General features: G+C 68.6%; 16 protein-coding genes and 1 riboswitch. Of the genes, 12 read left to right on the plus strand and 4 right to left on the minus strand.

Going from position 1 to position 20,417, the window contains the following annotated elements:
* Nucleotides 1-305: 305 nt before the first annotated feature.
* Nucleotides 306-713: a VOC family protein gene (locus B0E52_RS15930; protein WP_077485433.1), complete on the minus strand. Its 408-nt coding sequence runs from the start codon at nt 711-713 to the stop codon at nt 306-308.
* A 75-nt stretch (nt 714-788) separates the two neighbouring features.
* Between B0E52_RS15930 and B0E52_RS15935 the strand changes: the two genes are divergently transcribed.
* From B0E52_RS15935 to B0E52_RS15965, 7 genes are all read left to right on the plus strand, one after another.
* Entirely contained in the window at nt 789-1,979 is a 1,191-nt protein-coding gene (locus B0E52_RS15935) for a sialidase family protein (protein ID WP_077485434.1), read from the plus strand.
* A 149-nt stretch (nt 1,980-2,128) separates the two neighbouring features.
* Nucleotides 2,129-2,229: riboswitch (glycine riboswitch) on the plus strand.
* A gap of 38 nt (nt 2,230-2,267) precedes the next feature.
* Nucleotides 2,268-5,189, plus strand: coding sequence for an aminomethyl-transferring glycine dehydrogenase (gene gcvP / locus B0E52_RS15940; RefSeq protein WP_077485436.1), 2,922 nt, complete (start codon nt 2,268-2,270; stop codon nt 5,187-5,189).
* A gap of 356 nt (nt 5,190-5,545) precedes the next feature.
* Nucleotides 5,546-7,696 (plus strand): 5-histidylcysteine sulfoxide synthase, encoded by a 2,151-nt coding sequence (ovoA, locus tag B0E52_RS15945; protein WP_254426836.1) that lies wholly within the window; start codon nt 5,546-5,548, stop codon nt 7,694-7,696.
* Between the two features lie 142 nt (nt 7,697-7,838).
* Nucleotides 7,839-9,002: a PatB family C-S lyase gene (locus B0E52_RS15950; protein ID WP_077485439.1), complete on the plus strand. Its 1,164-nt coding sequence runs from the start codon at nt 7,839-7,841 to the stop codon at nt 9,000-9,002.
* Between the two features lie 168 nt (nt 9,003-9,170).
* Complete coding sequence (locus B0E52_RS15955; RefSeq protein ID WP_217316704.1) at nt 9,171-9,569, plus strand: metalloregulator ArsR/SmtB family transcription factor; 399 nt, start codon at nt 9,171-9,173, stop codon at nt 9,567-9,569.
* Nucleotides 9,570-9,579: 10 nt separating this feature from the next.
* The gene (locus B0E52_RS15960; protein ID WP_217316705.1) at nt 9,580-10,047 is read left to right on the plus strand and encodes an SRPBCC family protein; all 468 of its coding nucleotides are present in this window, start codon (nt 9,580-9,582) and stop codon (nt 10,045-10,047) included.
* Between the two features lie 89 nt (nt 10,048-10,136).
* Nucleotides 10,137-11,021, plus strand: a complete 885-nt coding sequence (locus B0E52_RS15965) for an alpha/beta hydrolase (RefSeq protein WP_254426837.1) — start codon at nt 10,137-10,139, stop codon at nt 11,019-11,021.
* 427 nt (nt 11,022-11,448) lie between these two features.
* Here B0E52_RS15965 and B0E52_RS15970 read toward each other — a convergent pair whose 3' ends face one another.
* A complete protein-coding gene (locus B0E52_RS15970) occupies nt 11,449-14,100 on the minus strand; it encodes a M1 family metallopeptidase (RefSeq protein WP_077485444.1) in 2,652 nt (883 codons plus the stop codon).
* 218 nt (nt 14,101-14,318) lie between these two features.
* Between B0E52_RS15970 and B0E52_RS15975 the strand changes: the two genes are divergently transcribed.
* The 3 genes from B0E52_RS15975 to B0E52_RS15985 all read left to right on the plus strand — a co-directional run bounded on the left by B0E52_RS15975 (nt 14,319) and on the right by B0E52_RS15985 (nt 16,628).
* Nucleotides 14,319-15,581, plus strand: a complete 1,263-nt coding sequence (locus tag B0E52_RS15975) for a histidine kinase (protein ID WP_254426838.1) — start codon at nt 14,319-14,321, stop codon at nt 15,579-15,581.
* Nucleotides 15,578-16,348: a LytTR family DNA-binding domain-containing protein gene (locus tag B0E52_RS15980; protein WP_077485447.1), complete on the plus strand. Its 771-nt coding sequence runs from the start codon at nt 15,578-15,580 to the stop codon at nt 16,346-16,348. The genes B0E52_RS15975 and B0E52_RS15980 overlap by 4 nt, the downstream gene beginning before the upstream one ends.
* 64 nt (nt 16,349-16,412) lie before the next feature.
* The gene (locus B0E52_RS15985) at nt 16,413-16,628 is read left to right on the plus strand and encodes a hypothetical protein (protein WP_077485448.1); all 216 of its coding nucleotides are present in this window, start codon (nt 16,413-16,415) and stop codon (nt 16,626-16,628) included.
* A 62-nt stretch (nt 16,629-16,690) separates the two neighbouring features.
* Here the strand turns inward: B0E52_RS15985 and B0E52_RS15990 are convergent, their stop codons facing one another.
* Together B0E52_RS15990 and B0E52_RS15995 are read right to left on the minus strand one after the other, a co-directional pair.
* Entirely contained in the window at nt 16,691-17,449 is a 759-nt protein-coding gene (locus tag B0E52_RS15990; RefSeq protein WP_077485450.1) for a hypothetical protein, read from the minus strand.
* Nucleotides 17,446-17,937 (minus strand): RNA polymerase sigma factor, encoded by a 492-nt coding sequence (locus B0E52_RS15995; RefSeq protein ID WP_077485451.1) that lies wholly within the window; start codon nt 17,935-17,937, stop codon nt 17,446-17,448. The genes B0E52_RS15990 and B0E52_RS15995 overlap by 4 nt, the downstream gene beginning before the upstream one ends.
* Nucleotides 17,938-18,058: 121 nt before the next feature.
* Between B0E52_RS15995 and B0E52_RS16000 the strand changes: the two genes are divergently transcribed.
* Both B0E52_RS16000 and B0E52_RS16005 read left to right on the plus strand, forming a co-directional pair.
* Nucleotides 18,059-19,315: a S8 family serine peptidase gene (locus B0E52_RS16000; RefSeq protein ID WP_077485453.1), complete on the plus strand. Its 1,257-nt coding sequence runs from the start codon at nt 18,059-18,061 to the stop codon at nt 19,313-19,315.
* A 100-nt stretch (nt 19,316-19,415) separates the two neighbouring features.
* Nucleotides 19,416-20,411: a hypothetical protein gene (locus tag B0E52_RS16005; RefSeq protein ID WP_077485455.1), complete on the plus strand. Its 996-nt coding sequence runs from the start codon at nt 19,416-19,418 to the stop codon at nt 20,409-20,411.
* Nucleotides 20,412-20,417: the final 6 nt, after the last annotated feature.

Below are 20,417 nucleotides of genomic sequence, written 5' to 3' on the forward strand. Positions count from 1 at the left end.
CTGTTTGCGCTGGTCAACCTATGGATGGCGCGCGGGATACTGCTGCAACCGAGATAGGGTTGCTGCGTCCGCCGTGGCCTGAAAAGGCTGGCGGCGGCACGAAGAACATGGAATGGGGCTCGCGGGCGGGAGCATCTTGCCTGCCGCTGGCTCAAATACGCGCCGAGAGCATGAGGCGGTGATTGATCAGACCATCCCTAAGACAATCCGACACTTAGCTGCGCTCGGCGAAGTCCTCTCCTGGCACCAATTGTAGACGAAGCCCGCAGCGATGCGGGCTTCGTCGTTTCTGCAGGCAGCCTTCTTCAGCGGCTTGCCGGACCCTTCAACTCCACCATGTTGCCCTGCGGGTCGTAGCAGTAGATCGACGGCCCTTCGCCGCGCGCGCCGTAGCGCGAGCCCAGCTCGCCGATGCGCACGCCGTGCGCACGGAGATGGGCGAGGATCGCCGCCTCGTCCCAGTCCTCCACGCGCAGGCAGAGGTGATCCATGTTGTGGCCTTCCGCACCCGGTGCGGCGCCGCCCTGCCGGCCCAGCTTGCCGTCCATGCCGACCAGGTCGATCAGCGAGGCGCCGGCGCGCAGCTGCACCAGGCCGATCGCGTCCTGCCGTCGCTCCTCGCGGCAGCCCAGCACCTCGCAGTAGAAGCGCTGCATCGCTTCGAGGTCGATGGCGCGCAACACGACATGATCGATTTCGCCGATGCGTATCATGGTGCTCCCATGGGCTGACGGATGAAGGGTCGAGCATAGCCCACGCCCCCATCTCACCGTCCCGACGAGATCCCCATGCCCCGCCCTCGCGCCCACCTGCGCCGCGCCTTTGCCGTCCTGCTCGCAGGCACGCTGGCCACTGCCTGCTCGGCCCTGCCCGGCCGCGACGCGGCGCCGCTGTTCGAGCGCGTCACGCTGGCGAAGCCGGGCGACAACGGCGTGCACACCTATCGCATTCCCGCGCTGGCGGTGGCGAAGGACGGCACCTTGCTGGCCAGCTACGACGCGCGCCTCGACGCGGCGCACGACCTGCCCGGCAAGATCGACATCCTGCTGCGCCGCAGCCGCGACGACGGACGGACCTGGAGCGCGCCGCAGACCGTGGTGCGCCACACCGAGGGTGCCGGTGCCGGCGCCGGCGACAGCAGCCTGCTGGTGGACCGCGACACCGGCCGCGTGTTCCTGTTCCATGCCTGGGCGCCGCGCGGTGTGGGTTTCCCCAACGCGCAGGCGGGCAACGCCGTCGACAGCACCACCACGCTGCACCCGCGCTACGTCTGGTCGGACGACGACGGCGCCACCTGGCAGGGGCCGCGCGACCTGATCGCGGCGATCAAGCGCCCCGACTGGAAGGGCATGTTCGCCACCTCCGGCCACGGCATCCAGTTGTTCGATGATCACTCCGCACGCGGACGGCTGATCCAGCCCTACGTGTTCCGCGGCTCCGACAACCTCGTCCATGCCGTCAACGCCTACAGCGGCGACCACGGCACCAGCTGGCACATCGGCGCCCCGCTCGGCGGCCGGCTGGACGAGAACAAGGTGGTGGAACTGGCCGACGGCACGGTGATGCAGAACAGCCGCTCCTCCGATCCGAAGGTGCATGCGCGCATGGTCGCGCTGTCGCGGGACGGCGGCATCCATTTCGGGCCGACGGAACCCGACCCGCAACTGCCCGACCCGCACAACAACGGCGACCTCATCCGCGTCGCGCCGCTGGCCGCCACCGACCGGCCGGAATCGCACTGGCTGCTGTTCAGCAACACCGCCGACCCGACCGAGCGCCGCACGCTCACCGTGCGCATGTCCTGCGACGACGGCCGCGACTGGAACGCCGGCCGCGTGGTCGATCCGGGCGACGCGATGTACTCGGTGATGGCGCGCCTGCCGGACGGCAGCTTCGGCATCTTCTGGGAGGACGGCGACGGCAACCTCAGCTACGCGCGCTTCAACCTCGCCTGGCTGGGCCATCCCTGCCGCAGCTGAATCGCACCGTCGGGCAGGCGTGCACCGCCCGCCGTCCCTGTATAATCGGCGGGTGAAAACGCATGGTGGGAGAAGCGGCGCCCTCGCAAGAAGTGCACCGCTGCCGAAGGCGCAACGCCCGTAATCGCTCAGGCCCCATACCATCCTGCGTCAAGCACTCTGGAGAGAGCGGTTGAATCCGCCGCCGAAGGGGCACGAGGTGCGCTCATTGCGCCTCCAAACTCTCAGGCAAAAGGACAGAGGGGCGCCCCGCGTGCGGCTCGCACGTTGACTTCGGACGCCCCTGCCATGAGCCAGACCCCCTCTTCCCTGCGCGAGCTGGAACAGCACGACGCCTTCATCGCGCGCCATATCGGCCCCAACGACGCCGAGATCGCGCACATGCTGCACACCATCGGCCACGCTTCGCTGGAGGCGCTGACCGACGCCATCGTGCCCGGCAAGATCAAGTCGCCCGCCCCGCTGGCGCTGCCCGCCGCCATGAGCGAAGTGGACGCGCTGGCGAAGATCCGCGCCGTTGCCGGCAAGAACCAGGTGTTCCGCAGCTTCATCGGCCAGGGCTACTACGGTACCCACACGCCGAACGTCATCCTGCGCAACATCCTCGAGAACCCGGCGTGGTACACGGCCTACACCCCGTACCAGGCGGAGATTTCGCAGGGCCGCATGGAGGCGCTGATCAACTTCCAGACCATGTGCGCCGACCTCACCGGCATGGAGATCGCCAGCGCCTCGCTGCTGGACGAAGCCACCGCGGCGGCCGAGGCGATGACCCTGGCCAAGCGCTCGGCCAAGGCCAAGGGCAACGTCATCGTGGTGTCCGGCGATGCGCACCCGCAGACCATCGAGGTGATGCGCACGCGCGCCGAGCCGCTGGACCTGACGATCAAGCTGGCCAATTCCGCCGAGGAATGGGATGCCGCGATCGCCGGCGACGACTACTTCGCGGCGCTGATCCAGTACCCGGCCAGCAGCGGCTGGCTGATGGACTGGAGCGACGAGGTCGCGAAGATCCACGCCAGGAACGCGCTGGCCATCTTCGCCAGCGACCTGCTGGCGCTGACCCTGCTCAAGTCGCCGGGCGAGATGGGCGCGGACATCGTGATCGGCAACACCCAGCGTTTCGGCGTGCCGTTCGGCTTCGGCGGTCCGCACGCTGCCTTCATGGCCTGCCGCGATGCCTACAAGCGCTCGATGCCGGGCCGCCTGATCGGCGTCTCCATCGACGCCGAAGGCAACAAGGCCTACCGCCTCACCTTGCAGACGCGCGAGCAGCACATCCGCCGCGAGAAGGCCACCAGCAACATCTGCACCGCGCAGGTGCTGCTGGCCGTGATGGCCTCGATGTACGCCGTCTACCACGGCCCGGAAGGCCTGACGCGCATCGCCACGCGCGTGGCGCGCCTCGCCGCGATCCTCAAGGCCGGCCTTGCGCAGCTCGGTTTCACCGCCAGCCACCACGACAGCGCGTTCGACACGATCAGCCTGAAGACCGGCGAGCGCACCGACGCGATCGCGGTGCGCGCCGTGGCGCTGGGCGCCAACCTGCGCAAGGCGTGGGGCGAATACCTGTGCATCTCGCTGGACGAGACCACCACGCGCGCCGACATCGAACTGCTGTGGCGCATCTTCGGCGGCGACGACGCCACGCTGCCCAGCATCGACGCACTGGACGCCAGTGCGCCATCGCTGATCCCGCCGGCCCTGCGGCGCACCTCGGCCTTCCTCACCCACCCGGTGTTCAACACCCATCACAGCGAGCACGAGCTGCTGCGCTACCTGCGCGCGCTGGCCGACAAGGACCTGGCGATGGACCGCACGATGATCCCGCTGGGCTCGTGCACCATGAAGCTCAACGCCACCGCCGAGATGATACCGGTGACCTGGCCGGAGTTCGGCAACATCCATCCGTTCGCGCCGGCCGCGCAGACGCAGGGCTACCAGGAACTGATCGCCGGGCTGGAAGCGCAACTGGTGGAAATCACCGGCTACGACGCGGTCAGCCTGCAGCCGAACTCCGGCGCGCAAGGCGAATACGCCGGCCTGCTGGCGATCCGCGCCTGGCACCAGTCGCGCGGCGAAGGCCATCGCGACATCTGCCTGATCCCCGAGTCCGCCCACGGCACCAACCCGGCTTCCGCGCAGATGTGCGGCATGAAGGTGGTGGTCACCAAGTGCGACGCCAACGGCAACGTGGACCTGGCGGACATCCGCGCGCAGGCCGAGAAGCACTCGGCGAACCTCGCCGCGATCATGCTCACCTACCCGTCCACCCACGGCGTGTTCGAGGAGGACGTGGTGGCGATCTGCGACATCGTCCACCAGCACGGCGGTCAGGTGTATACCGACGGCGCCAACATGAACGCCCTGGTCGGCGTGGCCAAGCCCGGCAAGTGGGGCTCGGACGTCAGCCACCTCAACCTGCACAAGACCTTCTGCATCCCGCACGGCGGCGGCGGCCCGGGCGTGGGCCCGTGCGCGGTGCGCTCGCACCTCGCGCCGTTCCTGCCCAAGGCGCTCGGCAACGACGGCGCGCGCACGCAAGGCACCGGCAATGGCGCGATGGTCAGCGCCGCCACCTTCGGCAGCGCGTCGATCCTGCCGATCTCCTGGATGTACATCACGCTGATGGGGCAGCAGGGCCTGCGCAAGGCCACCCAGGTGGCGCTGCTCAACGCCAACTACATCGCCAAGCGGCTGGCGCCGCACTACCCCACGCTGTACACCGGCCGCAACGGCCTGGTGGCGCACGAGTGCATCCTCGACCTGCGCCCGATCAAGGACGCCACCGGCATCAGCGCGGAGGACGTGGCCAAGCGCCTGATCGACTTCGGCTTCCATGCGCCCACGCTGAGCTTCCCGGTCGCCGGCACGCTGATGGTGGAACCCACCGAGAGCGAATCGCAGTACGAGCTGGACCGCTTCATCGACGCGATGATCCAGATCCGCGACGAGATCCGCGCGGTGGAGGAGGGCAAGCTCGACCGCGACGACAACCCGCTGCGCAACGCCCCGCATACCGCGTTCGCGGTCTGCGCCAGCGAGTGGACGCACGCCTACCCGCGCGAACTGGCCGCCTTCCCGCTGCCCTCGCTGAAGCTGCAGAAGTACTGGCCGCCGGTGGCGCGCGTGGACAACGTCTACGGCGACAAGAACATCATGTGCGCGTGCATACCGGTGGATGCGTACAAGGAAGAAGTCGAGGCGTGATGGCCCGCCCCTAACCCGCATGCGGGTTAGGGGTCTGCACCACCTGCATGTCGGGCTGAAGCCCGACCTACCGTATGCCTGACGTAGGTCGGGTTCCAGCCCGACATGCCACACACATCAGCAGCGCCTCCAAGCCCCGCCTCGCGTGGGGCTTTTTCGTTCCAGGAGTGCGGTCATGGATGGCCGCCTGTCTGATTCGCGCAATCAGGGACGACCACATGCTTAGCGGCATTGAATCCGCCTCATCTCCCCGCATGTGTACTTTGCACATGCCCGCAGGGCCGCACGCCGGCACACGTGCCAGAATGCAAATTCCCCAGGCGCCATCCATTCCCCGGGATCGAGAGGTCATCGCCTTGAACGCTTCCACGCTCGCCGAAGCCGGCCGCCGCATCGACGCCGTCACCACGCCGCTGCCGCGGACACCGGACCTGCACGAGACCGATCCCGCGCGCATGCGCCGGGCGTTGCGCGAGTACTTCACCAGCACCTTCGACCGCTACGAGTCGCTGTTCCAGACGCTGGCCGTCGATGCGGCCTGGTACGAGCCGGCTATCACGCTGCGCCATCCGCTGGTCTTCTACTACGGCCACACCGCCACGTTCTTCGTCAACAAGCTGCTGTTGACGCGGATGATCGAGGAGCGCGTCGACCCGCATCTCGAATCCGTGTTCGCGGTGGGCGTGGACGAGATGGGCTGGGACGATCTCAATGACGCGCACTACGAGTGGCCCAGCGTGGCCGAGGTGCAGGCTTATCGCGACAAGGTGCGCGCGCTGGTGCTGCGCCAGATAGACGAGGCGCCGCTGAGCTTGCCGATAGCCTGGGACCACCCGTGGTGGGCCATAGTCATGGGCATCGAGCACGAGCGCATCCACCTGGAAACCTCGTCGGTGCTGATCCGCCAGCACAAGCTGGCCTACGTGAAACCGCACTCCGCGTGGCAGCCCTGCACGCAAACCGGCGAGGCGCCGCAGAACACGCTGGTGAAGGTGCCGGCCGGCAAGGTCGTGCTGGGCCGCGGCATCGCCAGCGCCATCTACGGCTGGGACAACGAATACGGCAGCCATGAAACCGAGGTGCCCGCCTTCGAGGCCAGCCGCATGCTGGTCAGCAACCGCGAGTTCCTCGCCTTCGTCGAAGCCGGCGGCTACACCCAATCCGGTTACTGGGAAGACGAAGGCAACGGCTGGCGCGAATTCGCCAAGGCCGACCATCCCACGTTCTGGCGCCGCTCGGACGAGGGCTGGCTGCTGCGACTGATGACCGCCGAAGTGCCGATGCCTTGGGACTGGCCGGTGGAAGTGAACTACCACGAGGCCAAGGCGTTCTGCCGTTGGAAATCCGCCCATAGTGGCCAGCCGGTGCGCCTGCCCACCGAGGACGAGTGGTATCGCCTGTATGCCGAAAGCCGGCGCGGCGTGCCGGACGGCGAAACGCCGGACGCGAACCTCAACCTCGCGCACTGGGCTTCGTCATGCCCGGTGAACCATTTCGCGCAAGGCGAGTTCTTCGATGTCGCCGGCAATGCCTGGCAGTGGACGGAAACGCCGATCTATCCATTCGAAGGTTTCCAGGTACACCCGATCTACGACGACTTCAGCACGCCCACCTTCGACGGCCGCCACAACCTGATGAAGGGCGGCTCGTGGATCGCCACCGGCAACGAGGCCGAGGCCGCCTCGCGCTACGCCTTCCGCCGCCACTTCTTCCAGCATGCAGGGTTTCGCTACGTGATTTCCAAGCACCTCAAGCCGGCCCCGGCCTCGCACTACGAAACCGACAAGCTGCTCAGCGAATACGCCGAGTTCCACTATGGCGACAGCTATTTCGGCGTGCCGAACTTCCCGCAGGCGCTGGCGGAACTGGCGATCACGGCGCTGGGCAATGCGCCGAAGCGCACTGCGCTGGATCTCGGCTGCGCCTCCGGCCGCGCCACGTTCGAGCTGGCCCGCCACTTCGGCCGCGTCACCGGCGTGGACTTCTCCGCGCGCTTCATCGGGCAAGGCGTGGCGCTGGCGCGCGGCGACAGCCTGCGCTACCTGCTGGCGGACGAAGGCGAGCTGGTCGAATACAAGTCGCGCAACCTCGCCGAGCTTGGCCTCGCGGACACCGTCGCCAAGGTGGAGTTCTTCCAGGGCGACGCCTGCAATCTCAAGCCACAGTTCACCGGCTACGACTTCATCCTCGCCGCGAACCTGATCGACCGCCTCTACAACCCGGCGCAGTTCCTCGAAGCGATCCACGAGCGCCTGAATCCCGGCGGCATCCTGATGATCACCTCGCCCTACACCTGGCTCGCCGAACACACGCCGCGCGCGGACTGGGTGGGGGGCTTCAAGAAGGACGGCGAAAGCTTCACCACGCTGGACGGCCTCGACGCCATCCTCGGCAAATACTTCGAACGGCTGGGCGAGCCACGCGCGGTGCCGTTCGTGATACGCGAGACACGCCGCAAGTTCCAGCACACCTTGTCCGAAGTGACGCTGTGGCGGCGACGCGCATAGGCTGCCACGGGGTCTCCTCCCCCTGCATGCAGGGGGAGGCCGGGAGGGGGTTGGCCTTTTGCCCTCCAACCCGGGCACCCCACCCCAACCCTCCCCTGCACGCAGGGGAGGGAGTCCCACCGGCAAGGATGGAATACGCGCCGTGAAATTCGATTTCGACCAGCCCATCGACCGCCACGGCAGCCACGCGACGAAGCTCGACGCCCGCGCGCAGAAGTTCGGCACGGCCGATGTCGCGCCGCTGTGGATCGCCGACATGGATTTCGCCGCGCCACCGTGCGTGGTCGAGGCGCTGCAGGAACGCGCCCGTCATCCGATCTACGGCTACACGCAATACCCGGCCAGCCTGCTTGATGCACTGATCGGCTGGTGCGCGCGACGCCATCGCTGGACGGTGACGCGCGAGGCCATCGTGCCGGTCAACGGCGTGCTGGCCGCGCTCTCCGCCGCGCTGCAGGCGGTGACGTCACCCGGCGACGCGGTGATCGTGCAGCCGCCGGTCTACGGCGGCTTCTTCCACGCCACCAGTGCCTGCGGCCGCAAGCTGGTGTTCAACCCGCTGCTCGAACGCGATGGCCGCTACACGATGGATTTCGCGCAACTGGGGCAGTGCGTGAAGGATGGCGCGCGCGTGCTGCTGCTGTGCAATCCGCACAACCCGGTGGGTCGCGTCTGGAGCGAAGCCGAGCTCACCGAACTGCTGCAGCTCGCGCGCCGCCACGAACTGGCCATCATCAGCGACGAAGTGCACGGCGACCTCGCGCTGCCCGACGCGCGCCACATCCCGCTGGCCACGCTCGCCCGCACGGACGACCGCATCATTTCGGTGGTTTCGCCCAGCAAGAGCTTCAACCTGCAGGGCCTGGCGCTGTCCGTGCTGGTGGCATCGCGGGCGGAGCTGCGTGCCGCAGTGGTGCGCAAGGTCGACGAGCTGCATCTCGACGGCGCCAATCCATTCGCGATCGCTGCAGCGGAGGCGGCGTGGTCGCAAGGCGATGCATGGCTGGACACCCTGCTCGGCTACCTCGCCGGCACGCGCGATCTGGTCGCCGAACGCCTGCGCACACAGCTACCCGCGCTGCGCCTGCAGCCGGCCGAGGCCGGCTATCTGCTGTGGCTGGATTGCCGCGCACTGGGCACGGACGACCACGCGCTGCGCGATTTCTTCGTCCACCACTGCAAGCTCGGCCTGAATCCCGGCATCGACTTCGGCCCCGGCGGCAGCGGCTTCATGCGCATGAACATCGGTGCGCCGCGGCGCAATGTCGAGGCGGCGCTGGATGCCATCGAGGCGGCAGTGGGGTGATGACTCTCGCCAAAGCCAAAGGCTGCTTCCGACCCTGAGGAATCAGCCGGCGTCTTGATCTGGCTGCCACAAAGCCGCCGGTCGGAACTTTGCCCACGCTCGGCGTGCACAGTTGGGTTCGGAGCGACAGAGGAGCTGCGTGCGATTTGCGCCCGCGGGGTCATCCGCTTGCAAATCACCCATGCTCGCCTTACAGTGAACCAAATGGTTCAGTATCAAGCCCGCCTCGACGCAACGTTCGCCGCGCTCTCCGATGTCACCCGACGCGGCGTACTGGAGCAGCTCTGGCGTGCAGACGCCTCAGTCACCGATCTTGCCCAACGGTTCCGCATGACCCTCACGGGCATGAAGAAGCACGTCAGCATCCTGGAGCAGGCGGGGCTGGTGACCACGGAGAAGATCGGGCGCGTGCGAACCTGCAGGCTCGGGCAGCGACGGCTGGAAGAAGAGGCCGCCTGGATCGAGCAACACCGCCAACTGTGGACCGCGCGTTTCGACGCGCTGGACGAGATTGTCGAAGACTTGAACCGCAAGGAGAAGGCAAATGCCACAAGCCAAAGAAGGTAGTTCTGCCGCCATGAACCGCACCGTCGTGGAACGCAAGTCCGACCACGAGCTCGTCGTGATGCGAACGTTCGATGCCCCGGCGCACATCGTCTTCGAAGCGTGGAGCAAGCCCGACTTGTTCACGCGTTGGTGGGTGCCGAAGTCGGTGGGCATGTCGCTGGTCTCGTGCAACATGGATGTGCGCACCGGAGGCACGTATCGCCTCGTGTTCAGCCATCCGGCCTTCGATCAGCCGATGGCGTTCTTCGGCACGTACCGCGAAGTGATACCGAACGAGCGCATCGTCTGGATGAACGAGGAAAGCGACGAGGGCGCCGAGACCACGGTGACGTTCGAGGAACTTGCCGGCAAGACGCGGGTCACCTTCCACGAGCGCTACCCCACGAAAGCGGCCCTCGAGGAAGCCCTCGCCGGTTCGGCGGAAGGCCTGCCCGAACAGTTCGCGCAGCTGGATGCATTGCTCGCGGGCAACTCCTGACGGCACCGCGGCCACCGGCATGTACATGATGCGGCGGTGAAAACACGATCACCACTGCGCGGGCCCATTCGACGCCACGTGAGGACGACATGCTCCGACGCGATTTCCTGAAGGCGGCCATGGCGACCGCCGTGCTGACTGCGACTCGTCCCGTTCAAGCCAAGGAGACTCTCGCCATGTCGAAGGCGAATTTTGCCGACGTCGACGGCCAGCACATCTTTTACAGCGTGCATGGCGCCGGCAAGCCACTCCTTCTGCTGCACGGTGGTATCGACCCGGACAGCTTCGGGAGCAATCTGGCCGAACTGGCCAGGGGCAGACAGGTGATCGCCCCTCACCTCCAGGCGCATGGGCGTACGCCGGACACGGACAGGCCACTGCGCAGCGAAACGATGGGCGACGACATCGCCGCGCTGATTGGCCATCTGGGCCATGGCAAGGCCGACGTCATGGGCTACTCGCTGGGCGCCAGCGTCGCGCTGCAGACCGCGATCCGCCATCCGGACGTGGTCGACCGGCTCGTCCTCGTGTCCGCGGCGATGAAGCAGGACGGCTTTTATCCCGAAGGGGTGGCGGCCTTCAAGCAGCTGGAGGCCAACGCGACCACGTTGGGCCCCAGCGTCAAGGCATCCCCGTTGGGGAAGGCCTATCCCGACGTCGATTGGACCAACCTCTTCAGGAAGGTCGGCGACATGACCAAACGCCCCTTCGACTGGAGCGCCGACATCGCCAGGCTTCAGGCGCGCACGCTGCTGGTCTATGCCGATGCTGACGCCATCCGGCCCGAACACATGGTCGAGTTCTGGAAGGCGTTGGGAGGAGGCCAGCGCGATGCCGGGATCGATGGCTCCCTGCGGCCCGCAAACGAGCTCGCCATCTTGCCGAACACCACCCACTACACGCTCCCCGTCGAGCCGATGCTGCCCGAGATCGTCGAACGCTTCCTCGGAGCCGCATTGAAGGCAGCAGGTTAGGGGCCAGCGAAGCACTCACGGAGCTATCAGAGCGCGGGAGAGTTGCGCGCGTCCCTCGATGTTTTGAACCATCGGACAGGCCACCGCGGACACATGATGGTCCATGGGTGAGGATGGTTGTGATGTGCAGTGCCTGGCTCGACGGCAGGCATCATCCAGCCAGTTGCCGGCTTCGAGCAATTCTTCTCGGCGGATTCGGGGTTGGCTTTGTAGTTCGGCAATGTCAGGTATTGGGCTGCCGATTCAATCGGTCAGCGCAACAGTTTTCAGCACCTGACGAGTGATTGATGGCAACGAGTCGGTGGCCGCTTTCAGACAACTGTTCCACGATTGCCGGAAGCTCGGCCGGGCAATACCGAAATCCAGCGACAGTAGCTAAAAACAAGGCCCCGCATGCGGGGCCTTGTCGTGTCGCCTGCCGGAACGCTCAGCCGCCGTTCTTGGCCAGCCACGCATCCACCGCCGGCAGGCGATCCTTGCGAACCATCTGGCGGTACTGGATGTTGGCGATCACGGCGTTCGCCGGACGGCGTGCGGAGGGATCGATGGTGGCCTCGTAGGCCTTGATCTTGTCGATCATCGCCGGGTCGAACGAGCTGCTGCCCAGCGACGGGTAGTAGCGGCCGCCGGAGGTGGAGTCGACCAGCTTGTCCACCTGTGCGCGGTGCGCCATGGCGAAGTCATAAGCCATTTCCGGATGCCGCCAGGACACGCCGCGGATCATGCCGGCGCTGTTGGTGGCGCCCGGCTCGGCGGTGAGCGCCAGATCCAGCGCACGCTGTGCCAGCGCCTTGTCCTTGGCGATGGCCAGCAGCCCGTACAGCCGATCCTTGATCATCGGCGATTTCTCGGCCTGGGCCTCGGCGTGCAGCTTGTTCCAGGTGGCCGCATCGGCATGCTGCGCCACGATGGCGAGGATGGTCTTGCGCAGGGCCGCCGGCACCGCCTTGGGATCGGTGGCCTGCGCATCGTAGCGGCGGCGCACTTCCTTCAGCATGTCCGCGTCGCCCAGCTCGGACAGCGCGCCGATCAGCTGCGTGCGCAGCAGCGTGGTCGAGGTGCTCTCGTCCGGTTTGGCGTCCCAGCCCACGCGTGCGAACGCCGGCTTGAGCTGCGCCACGGCATAGGCGCGGAAGCGATCCTGCCGCGCCTTGTCGCCACGGTAGTACTGATCCAGGCCTTCCAGGCTCTCGGCCACTTCCGCCCAGATTTCCGGCGCGGCGTCGGCCGGGACGGCCTTGGCCATGTCGAGGAAATCCGAGACCGGTTCGAGGCCGGCCATGCTCTCGGCCCAGGTGTCGCCCATCAGGCCGAGCTGGTCGACCGGCGCGAGCTTGTTGAAGTCCTGCTTCAGCGCGGCGAGCTGCGCGGGCGCGTACAGCGTGCGGTAGTAGCCGCTCTGCCCCGCGTTCACCAGCACCGGGCCGCAGCCCTTCAGCTTGAGCGTGGCGGAGCCGTTCACCAGGGTGCTGGCGCTGGCGTTGCCCACCACCTGCGCGATCACCGGCACGTGCCAGCGCAGCGGCTGCTTGTTCGGGCGATCCTTGGTGAACTCGCCCTGGGTGAGTTTGACCGTGGTCTCGCCGTTGCTGCACATGGCCGAGTCCACCTTGATCAGCGGCACGCCCGGCTGCAGGGTGAAGTCGTGCGCCACTTGGGTGATTGGCTTGCCGCCGGCCACGCCGTCCATCGCGTGCCACAGGTCGTCGGACACGGTGTTGCCGTAGGCGTGCGCCTTGAGGTAGTTGTGCACGCCCTGGCGCCAGTTCTCGGGGCCGACATAGGCCTCCAGCATGCGGATCACCGCCTCGCCCTTGGAGTAGGTGATGGTGTCGAAGGCCTGGCTAGCCTGCTCCACCGTGGCGATCTTCTGCACGATGGGGTGCGTGGTGGCCACCGCGTCGACCGACATCGCGCCTTCGCGCACGCCCACGGTGTCGAGCACGGTGTTCCATTCCGGATGCACTTTCTCGGTTTCGCGCTCGGCCATCCACGAGGCGAAACCCTCGTTGAGCCACAGGTTGTCCCACCAGTCCATGGTCACCAGGTCGCCGAACCACTGGTGCGCCATTTCGTGCGCGGCGGTGTTGAACACCTCCATCTTGTCGCCCTGGGTGGAGTAGGACGGGTCGAGCAGCATCGCGTACTCGAAGGTGAAGATCGCGCCCCAGTTCTCCATCGCCGAGAAGAACTGGCTGCTGCCCGGCGCGGCGATGTTGTCCAGCTTGGGCAGCGGGTACTTGATGCCGAAGTAGTCGTTGTAGTCGTGCAGCACGGTCTTGGCCGATTCCAGCGTGAAGGCCGCCTGCACGCCCTTCCCCTTCTGCATGACCACGCCGATCTCGGTGCCGTCCGAGCTGGTGGTGACGCGGTCGAAGTCGCCCAGGCCGAAGAACAGCAGGTAGGTGGACATCTTCGGCGTGGTGCGGAAGGTGACCTTCTCCATGCCGTGGCCGGCACCGGCCTTCGAGGCCACCGGCATGTTGCTCACCGCCATCTCGTTGGCGGGCACGGTGACGCTGAGGTCGAAGGTGGCCTTGTAGGCGGGCTCGTCCCACGACGGGATGAAGCGGCGCGCGTCGGAGTTCTCGAACTGGGTGAACAGCGCGCGCTTCTGGCCGGACGCGGTGGGGTAGTCGATGGCGAACAAGCCGTTGGCCTGGGTGCCGATGGTACCCACGTAGTCCATCGCCAGCTTGTAGCTGCCGGGCGCGACGGTCTTGTCGAAGCTGAAGGTGGCGGTCTGCGCCTTCTCGTCCAGCGCAACCTTGGCCGCCATGGCCGCACCCTTGCCCGCGGTCGGCGCCAGCGTCACCGACGAGAACCTCATGCCTGCCGCGTTGAGCGTGATGCTGGTGCCGGGCTTGAGCACTTGCACGTCCACGGTGACCCGGCCGTCGAAGCTCATCTTCTCCGCATGCGGCGTGATGGCCACGGCGTAATGCACCGGCCGCACGTTGCGCGGCAATTGCGTGGGCGTCTGCGACAACGCGGCCGCCGGCTGCGCCGGCATCGCCAGCGTGGCACCGGCGGACACGGCGAGCGCCAGCGCGATCGCGGAAACCAGGGACTTGCGCATGGAAACCTCTCCTTGGAGGGCATCGGGAATGGATGGCTGCCCATGGTGGCGCCGGCGGCGATGGGCAGGAATGGCCGGAAGTCATGCCTGCCGCCCGGCCTCGCGCCGCGTTTCGCCCGTTCCGTGCCTGCCGAACCCGGCTTGGTCGCATGCCCGGCGCAAGCTGCGAAATCGGCGGCTATGCTCGCTTCCGACGATCGACCACCGGGGACAACATCGTGATCAAGGGCTTTTTCTTCGTGGCACGGCTGGTGATCGCCTGGCTGCTGGCACTGTTCGTCATCCTGATCGTGATGGGCCACAGCGGCCCGTTCCGCGGCCTGCAACCGCTGCCGGAAATCATCGCCTTCGTGGTGTTGGTGCTGGTGCTGACCGGTGCGTTCTCCCACCTGCGGCGCGTGCGCCTGATCGCCGGGCACGCGAACCTGGACACGCTGGGCAACCGCCAGCGCCGGCAGATCGAGCTGCCGTTCGAGGCCGGCGAGGCGTTCGACATGCTGGACGCGACGATCCGCGAACTGCCCTACACCGAGGAAGTCGAAAGCGCCCGCGACAGCCTGCAGGTGCGCGCCAAGGTGCGCCGTCCCAATCCCTATGGCCGCACCATGCTCGGCTGGCTCAACCCCTTCAGCTGGCTGGGCAGCCGGCGCAACCAGATCTTCGCCACGGTGACGCCGGGCGACGGCGGCGGCAGCGTCACCCTCGTGTGCGAACCGGAAAGCGGTGCCTGGAGCGACTGGTTCCGGGTGGACGACGGCAGCAACCTGATCAATGCCGACGCGATCTCCCGTGCCCTCGCCCGCCGCGTGGCCGAACGCCGCCGCCGCGAGCAGCTGGCCGCCGCCCAGACCGCCACCGACAAGGAACTGGCGCAGGCCAAACTGAACCTGCTGCACGCGCAGGTGGAACCGCACTTCCTTTACAACACGCTGGCCAGCGCGCAATACCTCACCCGCAGCGAGCCCGCGCAAGCCGACCGCATGCTCGGCCACCTGATCCAATACCTGCGCCACTCGCTGCCCAGCGCGGAGGAAACGCTTTCCACGCTGGGCGAGGAACTGGAACGCGCCCGCGCCTACCTGGAAATCCTGAAGATCCGCATGGGCGCGCGGCTGGAGATGAGGATCGAAGTACCGGACGCGCTGCGCGCCGTCACGCTGCCGCCGATGATGCTGCAGACCCTGGTGGAGAACGCGATCAAGCACGGGCTCGAACCCAAGCCCGGCGGCGGCAGCGTGTGGATCCTCGCCCGCCGCGACGGCGACAGCGTGGCGGTCACCGTGGCCGACGACGGCCAGGGCTTCGGCGCCGCCGGCGGCGGCACCGGCATCGGCCTGAAGAACGTGCGCGAACGGCTGCAGCTCGTGTACGGCCCGCGCGCCTCGCTGGCGGTGGTGGCCAACGTGCCCGAAGGCGTGGCCGCCACGCTCACCGTGCCGGCGCAACCGGCGGCAGCGACCGCAACGGAAGCGCAGCCATGAGCCGCGCCGTGATCGCCGAGGACGAGACGCTGCTGCGCGACGCGCTGCGCCGCCTGCTGGGCGAAGCGTGGCCGGAACTGGAGGTGGTCGCCGAATGCGACAACGGCGCCGACGCGCTCGACGCCATCGCCGCGCAACAGCCGGACGTGGCCTTCCTCGACATCCGCATGCCCGGCCTCAGCGGCCTGGAAGTGGCCGCGGCCGCCGGCGAAGCCAGCCCCGCCACGCAGGTGGTGTTCACCACCGCCTACGACCAGTACGCCATCGCCGCCTTCGAGCGCGGCGCGATCGACTACCTGCTCAAGCCCATCGCCATCGAGCGGCTGGCCGCCACCGTCGAACGGCTGAAGCGCCGCGCCAGCGCCGGCCAGACCGCGCGCGGCGACCTCGCCCTGCTGCTGCGCGAGCTGGCGCAAGGCGCCATGCAGGCCGGTGCCACGCCGCCGCTCACCTGGATCACCGCCGGCACCGGCCGCGAGACGCGGCTGATCATGGTGGACGACGTCGCCTATTTCCGCGCCGACCACAAGTACACCGTGGCGATGACCGCCGACGGCGAAGCACTGCTGCGCAAACCGATCCGCGAACTGCTGGAGCAGCTCGACCCGGCCGTGTTCAAGCAGATCCACCGCTCCACCATCGTCAACCTGAAAGCGATCGCCGCCATCGCGCGCGACGACAGCGGCAAGGGCACCGTGCGACTCAAGCAACGCCCCGAGACACTCACTGTCAGCCAGCCCTTCATGGCGCTGTTCCGCAACATGTGACCCCCCCGCGCGGCTTGCCTTGCACGAGCCGCGCATGAACCCAACCACTCCGGGAAAACCCATCATGCTGAAGCCGACGATTGCCGGCCTGGCCTGCCTTTGCCTGGCCGCCTGCGCCACCCGACCCATCGACCGCGCTGCGCTCCGCCTGCACGCCGAACGCGACTGCAGGGTACGCGCCGCCGTTGCCCCGGCCTACGCCCTGGACAACACCGGCATCGGCCTACGCAACGTGGCGTTCGACCGCTGCATGCGCGCGGTCGACTTCGCACGGCGTTGAGCTGCGCTCCCGCGCTGTTTCATCTTCCCGTCGCTGGCCGGCTGCATGCCGGGCGGACGCCTTCAGCGCCAGCCCGCCACGCGGGCCGCGCGCTCCTGCTGCGCATCGAACACATTGCCGCGCAAGCGGGCATCGATCGCGGCCTGCACCGCGGGCGTCAGGCCACTCGCCGCCTGGCGCAACTCGCCGGTTTCGGCCGGGACCGACGGCCCCAGCACGGGCAGCTCCCAGCCCGCCGTCGTGTGGCAGGCCAGCCCGGCGCGCACCGGCGGCGTGCGGACGGTGAAGCTGCGGCAGATGTGGCCGTCGGCGGCACGGAAAGTCAGGCCGATCGCGACCGGGGCCTGCGCATCCGGCTCGCTCGCCAATTCCCGGTCGAGCGCGCGCGCCAGCGTGCCCGTGGCGAACTGCCGGTCGCCCTGCGTGCGCACCAAACTGCTGCCGGACTGCCACCACCACAGGCCCGCGGCCAGCAACGCCACCGAGGCGGCCAGGGCGGCGCCCGGCATCAACCAGCGACGGGGCGCACGGTGGCTGGCGGGATGCGCGCCACGCCCACCCGCCACCACGCTGAACCGCGCGGCCGGTTTTGTCGCCGGCGCGGCCGGTGCCTGCAGCAAGGCGGACAGATGCGCGGGCACCGCCTCGTCGAGCACCGGATCGAATGCGGCCCGCAGTTGCGCATCCAGGGCGCACATCTGCCGCACGCGACGGGCCAGCGCGTCGTCCTGCGCCAGCACGGCCTCGACGCGCGCGGCTTCCGCGGCGTCGAGTTCGCCGTCCACGTAGGCTTGCAAGGTGTCGTCGTCGATCGTGTTCATGCGTCGTTCCCGAGTAGGGCCTGCAAGGTGCCGCGTGCGCGCGCCAGGCGGCTGGTGACGGTGCCCACCGGCACTTCCAGCAAGGCGGCGGCCTCGTCATAGGACAGGCCCTCGACCAGCACCAGCGCCACCACCTCGCGATGGTCCGGCGGCAGCGTCGCCAGCGCCTGCGCCAGTTCCAGCTGCTGCGCGGGCCGTGCCGCGCCAGCGTCGGCCACCGTCTCGCCGACTTCCTCCGGCGCGAACAGATGCTGTGCCCGGCCGCGCGCGCGCAGCTCGTCCCGCCAGGCGTTGCGCGCGATCGCGAACACCCACTTGTCCAGCGCGGCGTCCGGCCGCCACTGCGCGGACCGGGCCAGCGCACGCTCCAGCACCACCTGCACCAGGTCGTCGGCATCGGCGACCTGACCGGCCAGCGCCCGCGCGAGGCGGCGCAGGCGTGGCAGCAGCGGGATCAGTCCTTCGCGCACGGCATCGCTCGAATGCACGCATCACCTTCCACTACGTCTGTCGGGGCCGATTCCTTCCCTCGTGAGCAACGGCGCGGTTCGGGGGCGTAAAGCGCAGCAATGCTAGCATCCGGCCCCGTCGCTCCCGAGGTGCCCGGCGATGCCCCTGCTCCGTAACCCCATGCTGTCCGTTCCACTGCTGGCCGTGCTGCTGGCACTGGTTGGCAACCCTCCCGCGCAAGCGCAGGTGCTGGGTCCGGTGCAGCGCAGCCTGCCGAGCCTGCCGCTGCCGGCCACGCCCCTGCCCGGCGCTCTGCCCGGCGTGAACCAGCAAGCTGTCGACCAGTTGCTGCGGCGACCGCTGGCCCTCGGCCTCAAGGTGCAGGTGGATGCGCTGCTGCGCAGGGAGCCCCGGCGCGTCACCGTCGACCCCAGCGGCGCGCCGATCCTGCGCGGCGAGTTTCTCGTCATGGGCTTGTCGGATGCGCAACTCGCCGCCGTGCAGGCGCAGGGCTTCACCGCGGATCGCGAGGCGGCGGCGGACGCGACGCTTGGACTGGATTTCATGGTCCTGCACGACAGCCGCGGACGCAGCACGCGCAAGGCCATGCGCATCCTGCAACAGGCCGCACCGGACGCCACGCTCACCTACCAGCATCTCTACCTGCCGGCGGGCGATGCCGGTGCGGTGCCCGCTGCCGGTTCGCCGCCGCCGGCATCCGCCCAGCCCATGCGCAGCGTGGGCATGGTCGACGGCGGCGTCGATCCGTCCGACCCCGCGCTGGCGCACGCGCGCATCGAGGACCACGGTTGCAGCACGCCGACGGCATCGCGGCACGGCACCGCCGTCGCCGCGCGCCTCGTCGCCGGCGATGCGGAAACCTTGTATGCCGCCGACCTGTGGTGCGCCGACCAGGTTGGCGGCGCCACCTCCCAGCTGGTGGATGCGCTCGCCTGGATGGATCGCGAACGCGTGGCGGTGATCAACATCAGCCTGGTCGGACCCGACAACCCGGTGCTCGCGCGCGCGGTGCAGGTGATGCTCGCGCGTGGCCACGTGCTGGTCGCTGCCGCGGGCAACGACGGCCCCGCGGCGCCACCGCTGTTCCCGGCGACCTACCCGGGCGTGATCGGCGTCGGTGCCGTCGATGCGCGCGGCCGCGTACTGCCCGAGTCTCCCAGCGGCAAGCAGGTGGCCTTCTGCGCGCCGGGCGTGGTCGGCAGCGGTCGCGACGGCTTGCGTGGCACCTCGTTCGCAGCACCGATCGTGGCGCGCCACGCCGACCGGCTGCTGGATGCTCCCCGTCCCGGCGCGGCGGCGCAGGTGCTGCAGGGCCTGATCGGCGAAGCCCATCCGTCCGGCTTCGCGGGCCGCGATGCCCGCTGCGGTCATGGCGTGCTGTCGCCCGGAAGCTGAACACCGAGCAACCGCGACCGGACGGCAGGGAAGGATGTTGCGACTCCGCGCGTAGTGGATCCCGGAAGCCGCGGATTCGCCGCCGGCGGGAGGCACCGACATGCGCAACAAGACTCTGAGCAACAAGACCCTCGGCATCGCCCTGTGCACCGGCGCGCTCGCCTTGGCCTCGGTGACCAGTGCATATGCCCAGCACCTGGGCGGAGGCCTCGTGGGTGGAATGGCCGGCCAACTCCACGCGACGATGGGCCAGGCGATGGGCCCGGTGAACGGCCAGATCGGCGGTTCCGCGCGGGGCATGGGCAATATCGGCAAGGGCGACATCGGCATGCCCGACATCAACCCGCGTGCCGCTCAACGCCGCGCCGAACGCCTGCGCCAGCGCGCCGCGTCGACCGCCACCACGGCGACGCACGCCGCGACCCAGGCCGCCGGCCAGTCGAGCGGCCAGGCAGCGGCCAGCGGCGCCGCCAATGCGGCCGGCGCCAGCGCCGTCAACGCCGGCCAGGCAGCGCTGGGCGGCAACGCCGGGCTGGGAACCTCCGCCACCGGCAGCCTCGATGGCGCCGCCGTGGGCGACGCCGCGAACGCCGCAGCCGGCCGTGCGCGTTCGGCCGTCTCGACGGCCAAACAGGGAACCGCTGACGCGCTGGATCGCACACGGAGCGCGGCCGGCAACGCCCGCACGGTCGCCGGGAACGCCGTCCAGTCCGGCATCGGCAAGACCCGGCAGCTCGCCGCCGCCGGCACGTCCACCGCCCGCTCGCTGGGCTCGCAGGCTGCCGGCAAGGTGAAGGATGCGGCTTCTTCCGCCACGAGCGGTGCGGGCAGCCAGTTGGGCTCGATCAGCAACGCCGCCAACGGCAGTTCGTCCGCTGATGCCTCGGGCTCGGGCAGCGCCGGCGGCGCGTCAAACATCGCCTCGGGCACTGCTGCGAACGGCTTGAGCTCGACTACGAGCAACTCGGGCTCCGCTGCGAACGGCTCGGCCGGTGCCAGCGGCCACGCCGGCGCGAACGGTTCGGCCAGCAACAACGGCGTCTCGGCCTCGGCCCAGGTCGGCGGCAGCGCGAACGCGGATGCGCAAGGGCATTGAGCCAAA

Source organism: Rhodanobacter sp. C06 (genome assembly GCF_002001105.1).
Lineage (GTDB): Bacteria > Pseudomonadota > Gammaproteobacteria > Xanthomonadales > Rhodanobacteraceae > Rhodanobacter_A.

Coding starts and splice junctions, on each gene's coding strand:
- B0E52_RS15930 (WP_077485433.1), bottom strand. CDS start 713: ATGATACGCATCGGCGAAATCGATCATGTCGTGTTGCGCGCCATCGAC.
- B0E52_RS15935 (WP_077485434.1), top strand. CDS start 789: ATGCCCCGCCCTCGCGCCCACCTGCGCCGCGCCTTTGCCGTCCTGCTC.
- gcvP (WP_077485436.1), top strand. CDS start 2,268: ATGAGCCAGACCCCCTCTTCCCTGCGCGAGCTGGAACAGCACGACGCC.
- B0E52_RS15960 (WP_217316705.1), top strand. CDS start 9,580: ATGAACCGCACCGTCGTGGAACGCAAGTCCGACCACGAGCTCGTCGTG.
- B0E52_RS15965 (WP_254426837.1), top strand. CDS start 10,137: ATGCTCCGACGCGATTTCCTGAAGGCGGCCATGGCGACCGCCGTGCTG.
- B0E52_RS15970 (WP_077485444.1), bottom strand. CDS start 14,100: ATGCGCAAGTCCCTGGTTTCCGCGATCGCGCTGGCGCTCGCCGTGTCC.
- B0E52_RS15980 (WP_077485447.1), top strand. CDS start 15,578: ATGAGCCGCGCCGTGATCGCCGAGGACGAGACGCTGCTGCGCGACGCG.
- B0E52_RS15985 (WP_077485448.1), top strand. CDS start 16,413: ATGCTGAAGCCGACGATTGCCGGCCTGGCCTGCCTTTGCCTGGCCGCC.
- B0E52_RS15990 (WP_077485450.1), bottom strand. CDS start 17,449: ATGAACACGATCGACGACGACACCTTGCAAGCCTACGTGGACGGCGAA.
- B0E52_RS16000 (WP_077485453.1), top strand. CDS start 18,059: ATGCCCCTGCTCCGTAACCCCATGCTGTCCGTTCCACTGCTGGCCGTG.
- B0E52_RS16005 (WP_077485455.1), top strand. CDS start 19,416: ATGCGCAACAAGACTCTGAGCAACAAGACCCTCGGCATCGCCCTGTGC.